General features: G+C 70.5%; 14 protein-coding genes. 8 read left to right on the forward strand and 6 right to left on the reverse strand.

Annotated features, from left to right (window positions below; all coding sequences use genetic code 11):
• Nucleotides 1-64: 64 nt before the first annotated feature.
• Nucleotides 65-1408: a glutamine synthetase family protein gene (locus HUW46_RS12505; protein WP_215547439.1), complete on the reverse strand. Its 1344-nt coding sequence runs from the start codon at nucleotides 1406-1408 to the stop codon at nucleotides 65-67.
• Nucleotides 1409-1444: 36 nt separating this feature from the next.
• Complete coding sequence (locus HUW46_RS12510) at nucleotides 1445-2680, reverse strand: MFS transporter (RefSeq protein ID WP_254126593.1); 1236 nt, start codon at nucleotides 2678-2680, stop codon at nucleotides 1445-1447.
• 103 nt (nucleotides 2681-2783) lie between these two features.
• On the opposite strand from HUW46_RS12510, the gene HUW46_RS12515 reads away from it, so the two are divergent.
• Both HUW46_RS12515 and HUW46_RS12520 read left to right on the forward strand, forming a co-directional pair.
• The gene (locus HUW46_RS12515) at nucleotides 2784-3749 is read left to right on the forward strand and encodes a GlxA family transcriptional regulator (RefSeq protein WP_215547441.1); all 966 of its coding nucleotides are present in this window, start codon (nucleotides 2784-2786) and stop codon (nucleotides 3747-3749) included.
• A 27-nt stretch (nucleotides 3750-3776) separates the two neighbouring features.
• On the forward strand, nucleotides 3777-4430 hold the full coding sequence (locus HUW46_RS12520; protein WP_215547442.1) for an LppX_LprAFG lipoprotein: 654 nt from the start codon (nucleotides 3777-3779) through the stop codon (nucleotides 4428-4430).
• Between the two features lie 6 nt (nucleotides 4431-4436).
• Here the strand turns inward: HUW46_RS12520 and HUW46_RS12525 are convergent, their stop codons facing one another.
• Nucleotides 4437-5981, reverse strand: coding sequence for an alpha/beta hydrolase (locus HUW46_RS12525; protein ID WP_215547443.1), 1545 nt, complete (start codon nucleotides 5979-5981; stop codon nucleotides 4437-4439).
• 174 nt (nucleotides 5982-6155) lie between these two features.
• Between HUW46_RS12525 and secA2 the strand changes: the two genes are divergently transcribed.
• The 3 genes from secA2 (at nucleotide 6156) to HUW46_RS12540 (ending at nucleotide 9056) form a co-directional block, all read left to right on the forward strand.
• Nucleotides 6156-8489 carry an accessory Sec system translocase SecA2 gene (secA2, locus tag HUW46_RS12530; protein ID WP_215547444.1) on the forward strand — a complete coding sequence of 778 codons (2334 nt, stop codon included), beginning with the start codon at nucleotides 6156-6158 and terminating at the stop codon, nucleotides 8487-8489.
• 67 nt (nucleotides 8490-8556) lie between these two features.
• Nucleotides 8557-8799, forward strand: coding sequence for a type II toxin-antitoxin system Phd/YefM family antitoxin (locus HUW46_RS12535; protein WP_254126594.1), 243 nt, complete (start codon nucleotides 8557-8559; stop codon nucleotides 8797-8799).
• Complete coding sequence (locus tag HUW46_RS12540; RefSeq protein ID WP_215547446.1) at nucleotides 8796-9056, forward strand: Txe/YoeB family addiction module toxin; 261 nt, start codon at nucleotides 8796-8798, stop codon at nucleotides 9054-9056. The genes HUW46_RS12535 and HUW46_RS12540 overlap by 4 nt, the downstream gene beginning before the upstream one ends.
• A 16-nt stretch (nucleotides 9057-9072) precedes the next feature.
• On the opposite strand, the gene HUW46_RS12545 is transcribed toward HUW46_RS12540, so the two are convergent.
• A complete protein-coding gene (locus HUW46_RS12545) occupies nucleotides 9073-9963 on the reverse strand; it encodes a LysR family transcriptional regulator (RefSeq protein WP_215547447.1) in 891 nt (296 codons plus the stop codon).
• 74 nt (nucleotides 9964-10037) lie between these two features.
• Between HUW46_RS12545 and HUW46_RS12550 the strand changes: the two genes are divergently transcribed.
• The gene (locus tag HUW46_RS12550; protein WP_215547448.1) at nucleotides 10038-10949 is read left to right on the forward strand and encodes a DMT family transporter; all 912 of its coding nucleotides are present in this window, start codon (nucleotides 10038-10040) and stop codon (nucleotides 10947-10949) included.
• 46 nt (nucleotides 10950-10995) lie between these two features.
• Nucleotides 10996-12711, forward strand: a complete 1716-nt coding sequence (locus HUW46_RS12555; RefSeq protein WP_215547449.1) for an NAD+ synthase — start codon at nucleotides 10996-10998, stop codon at nucleotides 12709-12711.
• 278 nt (nucleotides 12712-12989) lie between these two features.
• Here the strand turns inward: HUW46_RS12555 and HUW46_RS12560 are convergent, their stop codons facing one another.
• Nucleotides 12990-13646: a DUF4386 domain-containing protein gene (locus tag HUW46_RS12560; RefSeq protein WP_215547450.1), complete on the reverse strand. Its 657-nt coding sequence runs from the start codon at nucleotides 13644-13646 to the stop codon at nucleotides 12990-12992.
• 127 nt (nucleotides 13647-13773) lie between these two features.
• Between HUW46_RS12560 and HUW46_RS12565 the strand changes: the two genes are divergently transcribed.
• A complete protein-coding gene (locus tag HUW46_RS12565; RefSeq protein WP_215547451.1) occupies nucleotides 13774-14253 on the forward strand; it encodes a MarR family winged helix-turn-helix transcriptional regulator in 480 nt (159 codons plus the stop codon).
• A gap of 17 nt (nucleotides 14254-14270) precedes the next feature.
• On the opposite strand, the gene HUW46_RS12570 is transcribed toward HUW46_RS12565, so the two are convergent.
• Nucleotides 14271-15767: a S8 family peptidase gene (locus tag HUW46_RS12570; RefSeq protein ID WP_254126101.1), complete on the reverse strand. Its 1497-nt coding sequence runs from the start codon at nucleotides 15765-15767 to the stop codon at nucleotides 14271-14273.
• Nucleotides 15768-15805 lie beyond the last annotated feature (38 nt).

Raw genomic sequence — 15805 nt, forward strand, 5'->3', positions numbered from 1 at the left:
GAAACAGGGGGGTGCCTTAACTGCGTTTACGCAGGTCAAGGCCCATAAATCCGACCACGGGCGGTCACAGCACCGGCAGCAGGGTCCGAAGCTCGTACGGCGTGACCGCGCTCCGGTAGTTGTCCCACTCGACGTGCTTGTTGCGGAGGAAGAAGTCGTAGACGTGTTCGCCGAGCGCTTCGGGCAGGAGCTCGGAGCGCTCCATCTCGGCGAGCGCCTCCCCGAGGTTCTGCGGGAGCCCGGCGTAACCGGCCGCCTTCCGTTCGGCTTCCGACAACGTCCAGATGTTGTCCTCCGCCGGCGGCGGCAGCTCGTAGCCCTTCTCGATCCCCTTCAGCCCGGCGGCGAGGATGACCGAGTACGCGAGGTACGGGTTGCACGCCGAATCCAGCGTCCTGATTTCGACCCGGCGTGAGGACGCCTTGCCGGGCGAGTACATCGGGACGCGCACCAGCGCCGAGCGGTTCGCCCGGCCCCACGACACCGTCGTCGGCGCTTCACCGCCGCTGATCAGGCGTTTGTACGAGTTCACCCACTGGTTCGTGACCGCGGAGATCTCCCGCGCGTGGGTGAGCAGTCCCGCGACGAAGGCCTTGCCCGTGTCCGAAAGCTCGAACGGATCGGCGGCGTCGTAGAAGGCGTTCCGGTCGCCCTCGAACAGGGAGACGTGGGTGTGCATCCCCGAACCGGGCTGGCTGGTGAACGGCTTCGGCATGAACGTCGCGCGCACGCCCTGGGTCAGGGCGACCTCCTTCACCACGTACCGGAACGTCATCACGTTGTCGGCCATGGTCAGCGCGTCGGCGTAGCGGAGGTCGATCTCCTGCTGGCCCGGCGCGCCTTCGTGGTGGCTGAACTCCACCGAGATGCCCATCGCCTCGAGCGTCTCGATCGCGTGGCGGCGGAAGTGCGTCGCGGTCGCGTGGGACGCCTGGTCGAAGTACCCGCCGTTGTCCGCGGGCTCCGGCTCGCTCCCGTCCTCCGGCAGCGTCGAGAGCAGGAAGAACTCGATCTCGGGATGCACGTAGCAGGTGAAACCCGCCTCGCTCGCCTTCGACAGCTGGCGGCGCAGGACGTGCCGCGGATCGGCCCACGACGGCGACCCGTCCGGCATCGCGATGTCGCAGAACATGCGCGCCGAGTACGGGTCACCTTCCGGCGTCTCCCACGGCAGCACCTGGAAGGTCGCCGGGTCGGGCTTGGCGACCATGTCCGATTCGTAGACCCGCGCGAACCCTTCGATCGCGGACCCGTCGAACCCGATCCCCTCGCTGAACGCGCCTTCGAGCTCCGCGGGCGCGACCGCCACGGACTTGAGAAACCCCAGCACATCGGTGAACCAGAGCCGCACGAAACGGATGTCGCGCTCTTCTAGCGTGCGGAGCACGAACTCCTGCTGCCGATCCATGGCCGCACCTTATGCGCGACGTGTTAACGCCATGTTTCACGCCACGCCGGTTTCCCCCGACGAGCGAATCCGGACCGACATCAGTGCCGCGAAGGCGCACAACCCGCCCGCGACGTACCAGGCCAGGTCGTAGGTGCCGAGGTGGTCGCGCGTGAACCCGGCGGCGAACGCGGCGAAGGCGGCGCCGACCTGGTGGGAGGCGAACACCCAGCCGAACACGATCGGGCCGTTCGCGCCGAACCGCTCCCGGCACAGCGCGACGGTCGGCGGCACCGTGGCCACCCAGTCGAGGCCGTAGAACACGATGAACGCCCACATCGGCGGCTCGGTGGTCGGCGCGAACAGCTGCGGCAGCAGCACGAGCGACGCACCGCGCAGCAGGTAGTAGCCGCCGAGCAGCCAGCGCGGGTCGACCCGGTCGGTCAGCCAGCCCGAGGCGACGGTGCCCGCGACGTCGAAGATCCCGACGAGGGCGAGCAGGCCCGCCGCCGCGGTCTGCGGCATCCCGTGGTCGTGCGCGGCGGGCACGAAATGGGTCCCGATCAAGCCGTTGGTGGACGCGCCGCAGATCGCGAACCCGCCGGCCAGCAGCCAGAACGTGGGCGTGCGGGCCGACGAGAACAGCACGCGGACCGCCCTGCTCGCCGCTCCCCCGGTCGAGACGACGCGCTCCTCCGCGCCGGTGGCTCCGAGCGCCGTCGTGCCGACGTCCTCGGGATGGTCACGCAACAGAAACACCACGATCGGCACGACCACGAGCGCGGCCAGCGCGACGCACAGCGACGCGGTCCGCCAGCCGTGTGCCATCGCCAGCGACGCGACCAGCGGCAGGAACACGAGCTGACCGGCGGCGCCCGCCGCGGTGAGCACGCCGCTGACCAGCCCCCGGTGCCGGACGAACCACCGGCTGGTGAGCGTCGCCACGAACGCCAGCGCCATCGATCCGGTGCCGACGCCGACGAGCACACCCCAGCACAGGAGCAGCTGCCAGCTCGCGGTCATGAAGACGGTGAACCCGCTGCCGCACGCCACGAGCACGAGCGCGCCCGCGACGACGCGGCGCATGCCGAGCCGTTCCATCAGCGCGGCCGCGAACGGCGAAATCACGCCGTACAGGACGAGGTTGATCGACACCGCGGCCGAGATCGTCGACCTCGACCAGCCGAACTCCTCGTGCAGCGGGTCGATCAGCACGCTCGGCGCGGCGCGGAACCCCGCCGCGCCGACGAGCGCGACGAACCCGGACGCCGCCACCAGCCAAGCCCAATGCACGCGCAGTCGCCGCGCGTTCTCCACTCGAGTCACGCCATGAGCTTCGAGGATCCGCACCCCGTGATCGAGTGGCCAGAGGGTCAATATGTGCAAGAATCTGGCCATGCATCGCGTTGCCGTGCTCGCCGTCGGCGAGGTCGTCGGATACGACCTGTGCATCCCGCCGCAGGTGTTCGGCTCGGCGGCCGACGCGGCCGGAAAACCCCTCTACGACGTGCGAATGTGCGCGCCGAGCGCGAAACCGGTCCGGGTCAGCTCCGGGTTCGCCGCGGTGTTCGAGCACGGCCCCGAGGCGCTCGCCGAGGCGGACACGGTGATCGTGCCGGGCACCCGCGCCGAAGGCCCCCGGCGACGGGGCGTACTTCCCGGCGACGTCGCGGCGGCACTCGCGCTGGTGCCCGAAGGCGCGCGGATCATGTCGATCTGCACCGGGGCGTTCGTGCTGGGCGCGGCCGGGCTGCTCGACGGGCGGCCCGCCACCACGCACTGGGCCTACGCCGACGAGTTCCGGGCCCTCTATCCCGCCGTCGACCTCGACGAGAACGTGCTGTTCGTGGACGACGGCGACCTGCTGACCTCGGCTGGCCTCGCGGCGGGGCTCGACCTGTGCCTGCACGTGCTGCGCGCGGACCACGGCACGGAGGTCGCGAACCGGGTCGCGCGGCACAACGTGGTGCCGCCGTGGCGCGACGGCGGCCAGTCGCAGTTCATCGACCACCCGCTGCCCGCGGCCGACGGCGGCAGCACCGCGCCGACCAGGGCGTGGGTGCTGACCCGGCTCGGCGAACCGCTCGACCTCGCGAGCATGGCGGGGCACGCCAGGATGAGCGTCCGCACGTTCAGCAGGCGATTCCGCGCCGAAACGGGGCTGCCGCCGAGGGCGTGGCTCATCCAGCAGCGCGTGCAGCACGCCAGGCACCTGCTCGAAACCACGACGCTGCCCGTCGACAAGGTCGCCTCGGCCGCCGGGCTGGGCACCGCGGCTTCGCTTCGCGCGCACCTCAACGCCACGATCGGCGTCGCGCCGCTGGCCTACCGCCGCACGTTCGCCCGTACCGCACCGGCCTGACCGCGCCATTTCGCTAGGCTCGCCACCATGTTCCGCCGCGCGCTGCCCGTGCTCGCCCTGACGCTCGGCCTGGTCGGCGCCTGCTCGGCGTCCCCGGACACCAGCGGACCGCTCCCCCGCGGCACGGATCTGACGGGCTCGGCGGCCGAAGCGCTGAAGAACCTGAACGGCACGCGTTTCCGGCTCGGGCTCAGCGGCATGATCCCCGGGCTGCCGATCCGGTCGATCGAGGGCACCGCGAACCGGGACGGCACCGGCTCGGGACGCGCCGACGTGCAGGAATCCGCGGAGAAGTTCAGCGATGTCACCTACACCGTGGCCGGCCGCGTGGCGACAGTCAGCGGGAAGAACGCGCCGCCGCGCACGCTCGCCGTGCCCGCGCAGTACGACCCCGCGACCCTGCTCGGCCCGGACAAGGGCCTGCGGCGGGCGCTGCTCGCGGCGACCGGTGTCACCACCGAGGCCAAGGAGCCACTGAACAAGGTCGACGCCTACCGGCTCACCGGCAAGCTCGCCGGGCCGGTGATCTCGCAGCTGATCCCGGGGATCACCGCCGACGTGGACGTGAAGTTCTGGGTCCGCGAAGCCGAGCCGCACGACCTGATGCGCATCTGGATGCAGGTGCCGCCGTACAAGCCGAGCGAAGGCGCCGTGATGCTCGAACTGAGCCTGTCACCCTGAGTCATTTCACCCCGTGCAGCGCGTCCCTTCCGGCGGCACGGTGCCGTCCACCAGGTACTTCGTTCCCGCCGAGTCGACGCAGCCGATGCCCTGCAGGAACACGGTGTGCTGCGTGCCCTCGTAGGTGAGCAGGGAGCCCTTCATCGCCTTCGCGAGGTTCACTCCCGCGTCGTACGGCGTCGCCGGGTCGTTGGTCGTGGACACCACGAGCACCGGCGGTAGCCCGCCGACGGTGGGTTCGTGCGGTTTCGAGGTGTTGGGCACCGGCCAGAACGCGCACGAATCAAGCGCGGCGCCCTGGGGCCCGCCATCGTCGAGGAAGGGCGCGGCCTCGTCGTAGCGCCTCCCGGCGTCGAGGATCTTGTTCTTGTCGGTGACCCTCGGATCGTCGACGCAGCGGATCGCGGTGAACGCGTCCTGCGTCGTCGCGTAGCGCCCGGATCGGTCGCGCTCGTTGTACTGGTCGGCCAACGCCATCAGGGTGGCGCCCTTGCCCAGTTTCAGTTCGTTGAGACCGGAGTTGAGCGGTTCCCACAGCTGCTGGGAGTAGAGGGCCTGTATCGCGGCGAGCGTCGCGTCGCCGAAGGTGAGCTTACGGCCGTCGGTGAGCGTGACGGGCAGGTGCACGAGCGGGCGCACCAGGTCCTGGAAAGCCTTTGTGGCACCCGCGGGGTTCGCGCCGAGCGCGCAGTCCTGGCGGGCGGCGCACCACGAGGCGTACTGGCCGAACGCCTTGCCGAAGCCCTGGCCCTGCGCGACGAGCGATTCGACGGAGTCCTGATCGGGGTCGAGCGCGCCGTCGAGGACCATCGCGCGCACGTTCTTCGGGAACGCTTCGGCGTAGGTGGAACCGATCCTGGTGCCGTACGAATAGCCGAGGTAGCTGAGCTTTTCGTCGCCGAGCGCGGACCGGAGCACGTCCATGTCCTTCACGACGTCCCTGGTCCCGACGTTGGCGAGCATCGCGTCGCCGTGCTCGGTGCGCTGGGCGCATTTGCCCGCGAAGTCCTTGGCCTCGGTCTCCTGCTTCGCCACGCCGGCGGGCGAGCCGTCGGCTTCGAGGTCCTCCTCGCGGTTGGCGTCCCGCTCCTTGTCGGTCAGGCAGCGGACCTGCGGCTCGCTGGCGCCGATCCCGCGCGGGTCGAAGCCGACGAAGTCGAACCGCTTGCCCAGTTCGCCCTGTGCCGCGCCCTGCGACAGGTTGGCGGCGGCCTCCATCCCGGACGCACCGGGTCCGCCGGGGTTCATCACCAGCGAACCGATCCGGTTGTCCTGGTCGGTGGCCTTGTGCCGCAGCACGCCGATCGTGATGGTGTCGCCGTCCGGTTTCGCGTAGTCGAGCGGCACGGTCAGCCGCGCGCACTGGAGCGTTTTGACCGCGAACGCACTCTTCGCCCCGCCCGAAGTCGCGTAGGGTGCGCAATCGCCCCAGGTGAGGGGCTGGCCGTAGAACCGGTCCAAACCGGCCGGAACCGCGCCTTTCGGACCGAGCTGCTCGGTGACCTGGCTGGGTTGGTCCTTCGGGGTGCTGGTGCAGGCGGCCAGCGGCACGAGCAGAAGAGCACAACCTGCGACGGCTACCCGGATCGGGCGAGACCTGGTTTGGTGGTGAAGTGGCACGACCCCGATCGTGCCATCGGCGGAGGAACTCCAACGCACGCCCACCGCGTTGGGGAGTACGGCGAGCGCGGGAAGACCGGCGCGACACGAGAACGGGAGCACAGGGTGGCAGCACTGATGAGCCGGATGGGCAAGCGGCTGCGCCGGATCATGCAACGTCCGGGCAGCGTGGAGCTTTCCCGCTACGAAGCTCTGCTGCCCGCGGTCGAAAAGCGTGAACCCGAGCTCGAGAAGCTCTCCGACGCCGAGCTGACCGAAGCGGCCGCGAAGCTGCGCGAGAAGTCCGCCTTCGGCGACGACGAGCTGGTCGAGGTGTGCGCGCTCGGCCGCGAATCCGCGCGGCGCGCCCTCGGCGAACGCGCTTTCGACGTCCAGCTCCTCGGCACGATGGGCCTGCTCACCGGGCACGTGGTGCAGATGGAAACCGGTGAGGGCAAGACGCTGGCCGGTGCGCTCGCCGCCGCCGGGTACGCGCTGCAGGGCAAGCGCGTGCACGTGGTCACCGTCAACGACTACCTGGCCCGCCGTGACGCGGAGTGGATGAAACCGCTCTACGACCTGCTCGGCGTCGGCGTCGGCTGGGTCGAGCCCGCGCACAGCAGGGACGAGCGGCGCGAGGCGTACGGCCAGGAGGTCACCTACGGCGCGGTCAGCGAGATCGGGTTCGACGTCCTCCGCGACAGGCTGGTCTCGCGCGCCGAGGACCTCGTGCAGCGCGATCCCGAAGTCGCCATCGTGGACGAAGCGGACTCCGTGCTCGTCGACGAGGCTCGGGTGCCGCTGGTGATGGCTGGTTCGGTCGACGCGGCGTTCGCGGACGAAGAGGTCGCGAACGTGGTGCGCAGGCTTCGGCTCGGGCTGCACTACGAGACCGACTCCGACGGCCGCAACGCGTGGCTGACCGCTGCGGGCGCTTCCGTGGTCGAGAAGGCGCTCGGTATCGACGACCTCTACGGCGAATCGGCGGACTCCGGGTCGGCGAGGCTGGCCGCGGTGAACGTGGCGCTGCACGCGCACGCGCTGCTCACCCGCGACGTCGACTACCTGGTCCGGGACGGGAAGGTGCAGCTCATCAACGCCTCGCGCGGGCGGGTCGCCGAGCTGCAGCGCTGGCCGGACGGGCTGCAGGCCGCGGTGGAAGCGAAGGAACAGCTCCCCGCGACGGACCGCGGCGAGATCCTCGACTCGATCACCGTGCAGGCCCTGCTCGCGCGCTACCCGCTGGTGGCGGGCATGACCGGGACCGCGGTCGCGGTCGCCGAGCAGCTGCGCGAGTTCTACAAGCTCGAAGTGGCGGTGATCCCGCCGAACACCCCGAACATCCGCGAGGACGCCGAAGACCGGATCTTCGCGTCGCCGTCGCACAAGCTGCGCGCGATCGTCGACGAGATCCGCGAGGTGCACGAGTCGGGGCGCCCGATCCTCGTCGGCACCCAGGACGTCGCCGAATCCGAAGAGCTGGCGGAAAAACTGGCCAAGGCGGATCTCGAGTGCGTGGTGCTCAATGCCCGCAACGACGCCGAAGAGGCCGCGATCATCGCCGACGCGGGTACGCACGGCCGGGTCACGGTGTCGACGCAGATGGCGGGCCGCGGTACCGACATCCGGCTCGGCGGCGCGGACGGCTCGGATCGCGAGCGGGTGACCGAGCTGGGCGGGCTGCACGTGATCGGCACCGCGCGGTACCCGTCGAGCCGTCTCGACGGGCAGCTCCGCGGGCGTTCGGGACGTCAGGGCGACCCCGGCAGCGCGGTGTTCTTCGCGAGCCTGAACGACGATCTGGTGCTGTCGAACGCGCCGGACGTGCCGGACGGCATCGAGGCCGAGGACGGCACCGGGGAGATCACCGACGCCGCCGCGCACCGGCAGATCAACCACGCGCAGCGCGTGGCCGAGGGCGTGCACCTGGAGATCCACCGCAACACCTGGCGGTACACGCGGCTGATCGAGTTCCAGCGCGCCGAGCTGCTCAAGCACCGCGACGAGGTGCTGCGCACCGGGCTGGCCGCGGAGAAGCTGAAGGAAGCGGCGCCGGAGAAGTACGAGGAGCTGGTCGAGAAGACCGGTGACGACGCCGAGCAGGTCTGCCGCGAGATCATGCTGTACCACCTCGACGAGTCGTGGTCGGAGCACCTCGCGTTCCTGACCGACGTCCGCGAGAGCATCCACCTGCGGGCGCTCGCGCGCGAGACGCCGATCGACGAGTTCCACCGGACGGCGATCCCGCCGTTCCGCGAGATCGTGCCGAAGATCGAGAAGAAGTCGGCCGAGACGCTGACCGACGCCGAGATCACCGAGGACGGCATCGACCTCGCGGCCTCGGGCGTGCGCAGGCCGAACTCGACGTGGACGTACCTGGTGCACGACAACCCGTTCGACTCGGACTTCGAATCCACGCTGCGCCGGGTGCGCAGCATGATGAAGCGCAAGAAGAGCTGAGCCGGACCGCCTGTCATCCTCTTCGACGTACAATATTCTGTACGTCGAAGAGGATGACGTGAAGACTATGAGCTACTCGGAGTCCCGCGCCAACTACGCGGAGACTCTTGACTCGGTGGTGAATGACCGCGAGGAAGTAGTGATCACCCGCGCTGGTCACGACCCCGTGGTGATCGTGTCGCTCGACGACTACGAATCACTGAAGGAAACGGCGTACCTGCTCCGCAGCCCGGAGAACGCCCGGCGTCTCGTCTCCGCCATCGAACGGCTGGAGTCGGGTGGCGGCGAGCAGCACGAACTCGCCGAATGAAGCTCGTCTGGGACGCGTTCGCCTGGGACGACTACCTCTGGCGGCAAACCCAGGATCGCAAGGTCCTCAAGCGGATCAACGACCTCCTGAAGGACGTCCGGCGCAACGGGAACGAAGGCATCGGCAAGCCCGAGCCGCTGAAACACGGTTTCCAGGGCTACTGGTCCCGTCGGATCACTGACGAGCACCGACTGGTCTACAAGATCGAAGGCGACGAAATTCGCATCGCGGCTTGCCGATACCACTACGGCAAGTAATTCGCGCGGTTGACGCCTATCGGGCCGTGGCGCGGGTTTCGATTTCGGTGACGCAGGCGCGGACCGCGGGCGTGCCGACGAGCCAGGCCGCCTTGATTTCGCGGCGCAGTGCGGGGCGGCTGGGGAGGAACCGCACGCCCGGTGTCCCGCGGCGGCAGGACATCTCGGGCAGCAGCGCCACCGCGAGTCCTTTTTGGACCATCGAAAGCTGGGTGAAGTGCTCGGCGAGCGCGTAGCGCACTTTCGGTTCGGTACCGGCGGCGCGGGCGGCCTGCACCAGTGCGTCGTAGGGCGCGGTTCCCGGCGGGCAGCTCGCCCACGGGGTCCCGGCCAACTCGGCGAGCGCGATCGCGTCGGCACCGGCCGACGGGTGGTTTTCCGGGACCGCCACGAGGACGTCCTCGGCCACCACGGTGCGCAGGCGCAGGCCTTCGGGAAGGGGCGTTGGCAGGTTGTCCCAGCTCTCGATCAGCAGCAGGTCGAAGTGCCCGTCGAGCAGCCTCGGCATCAGGTCCACCGCTTCCCCGTCGGCGACGGACGGTTCGAGGTGCGGGTGCTCGGCGAGCAGCGTCGCGAGGACGTCCGGCAGCAGGGCGCGCACCGCGCTGCCCACCCCGCCGATGCGCAGCGGCCCCAGCACTTCCTGGTCGAGTCCCGCGAGATCGGCTTCGGCCTCGGCGAGGTCCGCGAGAATCCGGTGCGCGTGGTTCGCGAGGACGCGCCCGGCGTGCGTGAGCCGGACGCCGCGGCCGTCCGGTTCGAGCAGCCGATGCCCGGTTTCGCGGTCGAGCTTCGCGAGCTGCTGGGACACGCCGGACGCGGTGAGGTGCAGCGTTTCCGCGGCGCGGGCGATCGACCCGCAGGTCGCGACCGCGGCGAGCGCGCGGAGCCTGTCGATCCTGAACACCTGACGAACTGTAACGAGTTTTGGCGCCGAACTGTCGCTTTTCATTCCGAGTTCGGGCGGGCAGGGTCGTGCTCGTGACGATCGAGGAACAGACGGCGCCGGAAGTGCGCACCGCGCGGCGGAATCCCGTGGTGCTCGCGCTGGCCGGATCCGCGTGCATCGCGGCGTCGGCCGTGTTCATGAAGCAGTCGGGCGCCAACGCCGGGACGGCGGCCTTCCTCCGCTGCGGGCTGGCACTGGTCGTCCTCGTCCCGCTCGCCTGGCTGGAATGGCGCCGCATCGGCCACCGGCCGGGCCGCTACCTGCTGATGGACGTCGGCGCGGGCCTGCTGCTCGGGGTGGACATGGTGTTCTGGGGCGCCAGCGTGCTGAACGTGGGCGCCTCGGTGGCGACGGTGCTGCTCAACATCCAGGTCGTGTTCTTCCCGCTGATCGCGCGCGTGGTGTCGGGTACCGCGCTTTCCGCGCGGTTCCTGCTGACCTGCCCCGTCCTGCTCGTCGGCGTCGCGCTGGCGAGCGGGGCCATCGGGAATCCGCAGCCGGGCAGCGATCCGGTGGCGGGCGTGGTGTTCGGTGCCGCTGCGGGCCTCGCTTACGCCGGTTACCTGTTCCTCATGCGGCTCGGCGGCGGGCGCGAGCACACGACGACGCCCGTGTGCGTGTCCTCGGCGGCGGCCACCGCGGCGGCCGCGGTGCTCGGCGGCCTGTGGACGGGGATCGACCTGGACCTGAGCCTGCCCGCGTGGGGCTGGCTCATCGCGCTCGCGTTCCTCGGGCAGGTCGTGGCGTGGCTGCTCATCACCGCCGCGCTGCCGAAGCTGGCGCCGGGTGTCGCGGCGGCGCTGCTGCTTTCGCAGCCCGTGATGGCCTTCGCGCTCGGCGTAGCGATCGGGGAACGGCCGACCGTCACGCAGGCGGCCGGGTGCGTGCTGGTCGTCGCGGCCGTGTGGTTCACCAGCCGCGGGAGGTCCGCCGGTCAGGAGTGAGCCACATTCACTCGCCGGTTGTGTCGGTCTGGGTGAGAATGGGCCGATGCCGCAGCTGCGCATCGCCATAGCCCAGGTCAACCCCACCGTCGGCGACCTCGTGGGCAACTCCGCACTCGCCGTCGACTGGATCCGCGAGGCCGCCAACGCCGGCGCCGACGTGGTCGTGTTCCCCGAAATGTCGCTGACCGGGTATCCGGTCGAGGACCTCGCGCTGCGGGCGACCTTCGCCGAGGCGTCACGCCGCGCGGTCGACGAGCTGGCCGAGCGGGTCGCGGAGTTCGGCGACCTCTTGGTCTACGTCGGCTACCTCGACCGCGACGAGAAGGGCCCGCGCAACGCGGCCGCGGCGCTGTTCCGCGGCGAGGTCGTGGCGCGCCAGTTCAAGCACCACCTGCCGAACTACGGCGTGTTCGACGAGCGGCGGAACTTCGAGCCGGGCGAGTCGCTCGACATCGTGCGGTTCCGCGGCCTGGACATCGGCATGGTGATCTGCGAGGACCTGTGGCAGGACGGCGGCCCGGTGGCGGCGCTCGGCCAGGCCGGCGTCGATCTCGTGGTGTCGCCGAACGCGTCGCCGTACGAGCGCGCGAAGGACGACATCCGGCTGCCGCTGATTTCCCGCCGCGCGCAGGAGGCTGGTGCGCCGGTCGTCTACACGAACCAGGTGGGCGGGCAGGACGACCTCGTGTTCGACGGCGACTCGATCGTCGCCGACGCGGGCGGGACGCTGCTGGCACGGGCACCGCAGTTCGTCGAACACCTGCTGGTGCTCGATCTCGAAATCGAGGCGGGCGAGCACCGGCCGGACGGTGCGTACGCGGGCATCGAGGTCCGCCGCCGCGCGCTCGGCGTGGAACCGCGCGAGCCCTACGAGACCATCGCCGAACCGCCGATCAGCGAACCGCTCTCGGACGAGGCGGAGGTTTGGTACGCGCTCGTGGTGGGGCTGCGGGACTACGTGCGCAAGAACGGGTTCCGCTCGGTGACCTTCGGGTTCTCCGGTGGGATCGACTCGGCGCTCGTGGCCGCGCTCGCGGTGGACGCGCTCGGGCCGGACGCGGTGTACGGCGTCTCGATGCCGTCGAAGTACTCGTCGGAGCATTCGCAGTCGGACGCGGCGGAGCTGGCGCGGCGGCTCGGCTGCCACTACCGCACCGAACCGGTGGCGGACATGGTGCAGGCCTACGTCGGCCAGCTGGACCTGAGCGGGCTCGCGGAGGAGAACGTCCAAGCACGCGCGCGCGGCGTGCTGCTGATGGCACTGTCCAATGCGGACGGTCATCTGGTGCTCGCGACCGGGAACAAGACGGAGCTCGCGGTCGGGTATTCGACGATCTACGGCGATGCCGTCGGCGGGTTCGCGCCGATCAAGGACGTGTTCAAGACCCATGTGTGGGAGCTGGCGCGCTGGCGCAACGCCGAGGCGGAGAAGCGCGGCGAGACCCCGCCGATCCCGGAGAACTCGATCAGCAAACCGCCCTCGGCCGAGCTGCGGCCGGACCAGGTGGACACCGACTCGCTCCCCGACTACGCACTCCTCGACGACATCCTCGACGACTACGTGGAAGGCGACCGCGGTTACGCCGACCTCCTCGAAGCCGGGTTCGACCCCGAGGTGATCGACCGCGTGGTGTGGATGACCGACAAGGCCGAGTACAAGCGGCGCCAGTACCCGCCCGGCACGAAGATCACCTTCAAGGCGTTCGGCCGCGACCGGCGGCTGCCCATCACGAACGGCTGGCGCGAACGCCGCGACTGATCCGGGGCCTCGGCGTTCCTCTCCGGGCCGGCGTTCGCCCGCCAGGAACTGTCGGTGGCGCGCGGTAGTGTTGAAATCGGGGGCTCCCCTGGGCGGGCGAACGGTTCCGTTCGCCCGTACGGGCCGCGGGCCGGGCTTCGATCCCTTGTGCGCCAGGGAAAGCACGCGAACTCGCCCGGAATTGTCGGTGGTGCGCGGTAATGTTGAATCAAGGGCGCCCCTGAGCGAACGAAAGGGACGTCTCGTACAGGTTGGGCCGCGTTCGCCGTCGGTCCTGTTCAGGCGTCGCGCGGGAGCAGCGCGCTCGCGGCGAGCAGCCAGAGCACCCCGCCGCCGAACCGGCCGACCGGCAGCAGCGGTGCCAGCGCCGGGACCAGCAGCGAAACCGTGGCCAGTACGCCGAGCGCGGCGACGCCGAGGCCGGACCACGCCAGCGGGCGGGGCAGCAGCGGCACGAACAGCGACGGCACGCAGACACCGGCGATCAGCAGCGCCAGCGGCACCACGAACCCGACCCCGCCGGTGACGAACGACAACGTCTGCAACGCGTGCACCACACCGGGCTCGTGCACGTCGGCGACCTCGCCCATCGTCCACAGGGTCAGCCCCGAAAACGCCAGCGACGCCGAGGCGAGCAGCCCGCCGGCCAAGCCGATCGCGGTACCGGGCGCGGCGACGCCGAGCTGGCGCAGCCGCCGGTAGGCAGTGGCGCTCCAGATCGCCAGCGGGATCGCGGAACCGAACAACAGCGCCGCCCAGATCACGACCGTCGTGTGATGGCCCGCGTAGTAGGCGGCCACGTCCGCCACGGGAGTGTCGGGCCGGGGCCCGCTCGCGCCGAGCACACCGGTGAGCACGGTGAACACGGCGAAGACCAGGCCGGGAACCAGCAACGGCGGGCCCGCGTGCGCGACGGACTGCTGCTTGGTGGTCATGGGGATCTCCAGTCGCTCGATTCGATTACACTCAAAAATGATGCTCGCGATGTAATCGTTTGTCAACTGAACTATTTTACGACGGCACGACCCTCCTGATCGTTACAGGGTGTGTATCGTTCCTGTCATGAACGATGTGGCCGAGACGGCGCGGAAACCGGGTCCTGGCAACGCCTTCCTGCTCGCCCAGGTCGGCGAGTACGCCGCGCACCGCTTCGCCGAGCGGATCGCGGACCTGGACCTCACGCCGCCGCAGGCGGGCTTGCTACGCCTGATCGCGCAGGGGCCTGGCCAGAGCCAGCAGGCGATCGCGGGGCACCTGGGCATGCCGCCCAGCAGGCTCGTCGCACTCGTCGACGGGCTCGAGAAGCGAGGGCTCGTCGAACGACGGCGGAATCCCGACGACCGCCGCAACTACGCGCTGCACCTCACCGGCGACGGCGGTCGTTTCCTTGGCCGCCTCGCGCGGGCCGGGAAAGCGCACGAGGACGCGATCTGCGGCAGCCTCGACGCGGCGGAACGCGCGACGCTGTTCGACCTGCTCGACAGGATCGCCGCCGAGCACGGGCTCAGCACGACCGTCCACCAGGGCTATCGCCGCACCTGAGCGGGGCGGCGCACAGATCAGCGGACCGCGGCGGCCGCGTTCGGGAGGCCCGCGCCGTAGAAGGTGTTCCCGGTCGGCGAAGGCGCGCAGACGGCGTCCGGTTTGCCGTCGCCGTTCGGGTCGTAGAGCTCGGGACACGGCAGCGGTGTCGCCTGCGCGGTCAGCGCCCTGCCGAGCCGGTCACCGCGCAGGAACGGGTGCGCGCTGGCGATCAGGGCGGCGACGCCCGCGGCGTGCGGCGACGACATCGACGTCCCGCTCGCCGAACGGAACAGGCCGCCGGGCCAGGTCGACCAGATCCGCACCCCGGGCGCGCCGACGGTCACCCTGCTCGCCGAATAGTTCGAGAAGCTCGCCTTCAGCAGCTTTTCGTCGACCGCGCCCGCGCCGATCACGCCGGGCAGCTCGTGCGGGAGGCGGATGCAGTCGGTGTCGATGGGACGCGGCGCCGGAGTGCTGTCGGCGGGGCTTTCCGCGTCGCTGGAACGCTGGTCGAGGTCGATGCCCGCGTTCCCAGCGGACGCCACGACCAGTACGTTCCGGCGCTGCGCGTAGGCCACCGCCCTGCCGACGGCGAGTTTGATCGCGGCCTGGTCGATCTGGTTCGAGCAGGTGTACCGCCACGGGATCGAGCGGTAGCTGTTGTTCGTGACCGAGAAGCCGTGGTCGGCGGCCCAGACGAACCCGCACACCATGCTTTCGGGGGTCTCGGTGTCGTCGAGTTCGGCGAGCTTCACGGCCGCCAGCTTCACCCCCGGCGCGATGCCGACCACGCCCTTGCCGTCCCGCGCCGCCGCGATCGTGCCCGCGACGTGCGTGCCGTGACCGTCCAAAGTGGGCCGCCACGCGCCGGCGCCCCGATCGGCCCAGCCGGACAGGCAGGACACCGAATCGCGCCGGTCGAAGGCGCCGGCGAGATCGGGGTGCGTGTCGTCGACACCGGTGTCGAGCACGCCGACCGTCACGCGCTTGCTGCCGGTGGTCACCTCGTGCGCCTTGTCGACGCCGAGCGCGGGCACGTCCCACGCGGTGCCCTCCGGCGGGACCTGGCCGCTGTTCGGCGAACCGGGCCCGGTGTAGCGGACGTCCTTGCGCGCCGCGAACCAGTCGACCGGGATCTTCGCGGTGCGCGTGGCGCCGACGGCGGTGATCCCGGGCACCTTCCGCACCGCGGGCGCGAACCCGTCGCGCGGCGAGTAGGCGACGACCACACCGACCTGCGGATACGACGACACCACCGTGCCGCCGTTGGCGCGCACCGCCAGTTCCGCCCACCAGGTGTGCAGCAGGTCGTTGCCGGTCACCACGACGTACGGCAGCACGAGCGTGCCCGGTGCCTCGGTCACGGTCGGCGCGCTGGTCAGCCGCGCGGGAGGACTTGCCTCTGGTGAGGACGCGGACGCGGGCACGGTCACCGCGCCGCACAAGGCCACCACCGCCGCGGCCACACCCAGTACCCGCCTCATCTTGTTCGCCACCACGACCTCTTCCGCCCAGTTCCTCCGGAGAAGCACGAATCTAGCGCGCGAAAGGGCCCGTGCCAGCCGCCTTT

The sequence above is a fragment of the Amycolatopsis sp. CA-230715 genome, assembly GCF_018736145.1.
In the GTDB taxonomy this organism is placed as follows: domain Bacteria; phylum Actinomycetota; class Actinomycetes; order Mycobacteriales; family Pseudonocardiaceae; genus Amycolatopsis.

Coding starts and splice junctions, on each gene's coding strand:
- HUW46_RS12555 (WP_215547449.1), top strand. CDS start 10,996: ATGCCGCAGCTGCGCATCGCCATAGCCCAGGTCAACCCCACCGTCGGC.
- HUW46_RS12560 (WP_215547450.1), bottom strand. CDS start 13,646: ATGACCACCAAGCAGCAGTCCGTCGCGCACGCGGGCCCGCCGTTGCTG.
- HUW46_RS12505 (WP_215547439.1), bottom strand. CDS start 1,408: ATGGATCGGCAGCAGGAGTTCGTGCTCCGCACGCTAGAAGAGCGCGAC.
- HUW46_RS12515 (WP_215547441.1), top strand. CDS start 2,784: ATGCATCGCGTTGCCGTGCTCGCCGTCGGCGAGGTCGTCGGATACGAC.
- HUW46_RS12565 (WP_215547451.1), top strand. CDS start 13,774: ATGAACGATGTGGCCGAGACGGCGCGGAAACCGGGTCCTGGCAACGCC.
- HUW46_RS12520 (WP_215547442.1), top strand. CDS start 3,777: ATGTTCCGCCGCGCGCTGCCCGTGCTCGCCCTGACGCTCGGCCTGGTC.
- HUW46_RS12540 (WP_215547446.1), top strand. CDS start 8,796: ATGAAGCTCGTCTGGGACGCGTTCGCCTGGGACGACTACCTCTGGCGG.
- HUW46_RS12535 (WP_254126594.1), top strand. CDS start 8,557: ATGAGCTACTCGGAGTCCCGCGCCAACTACGCGGAGACTCTTGACTCG.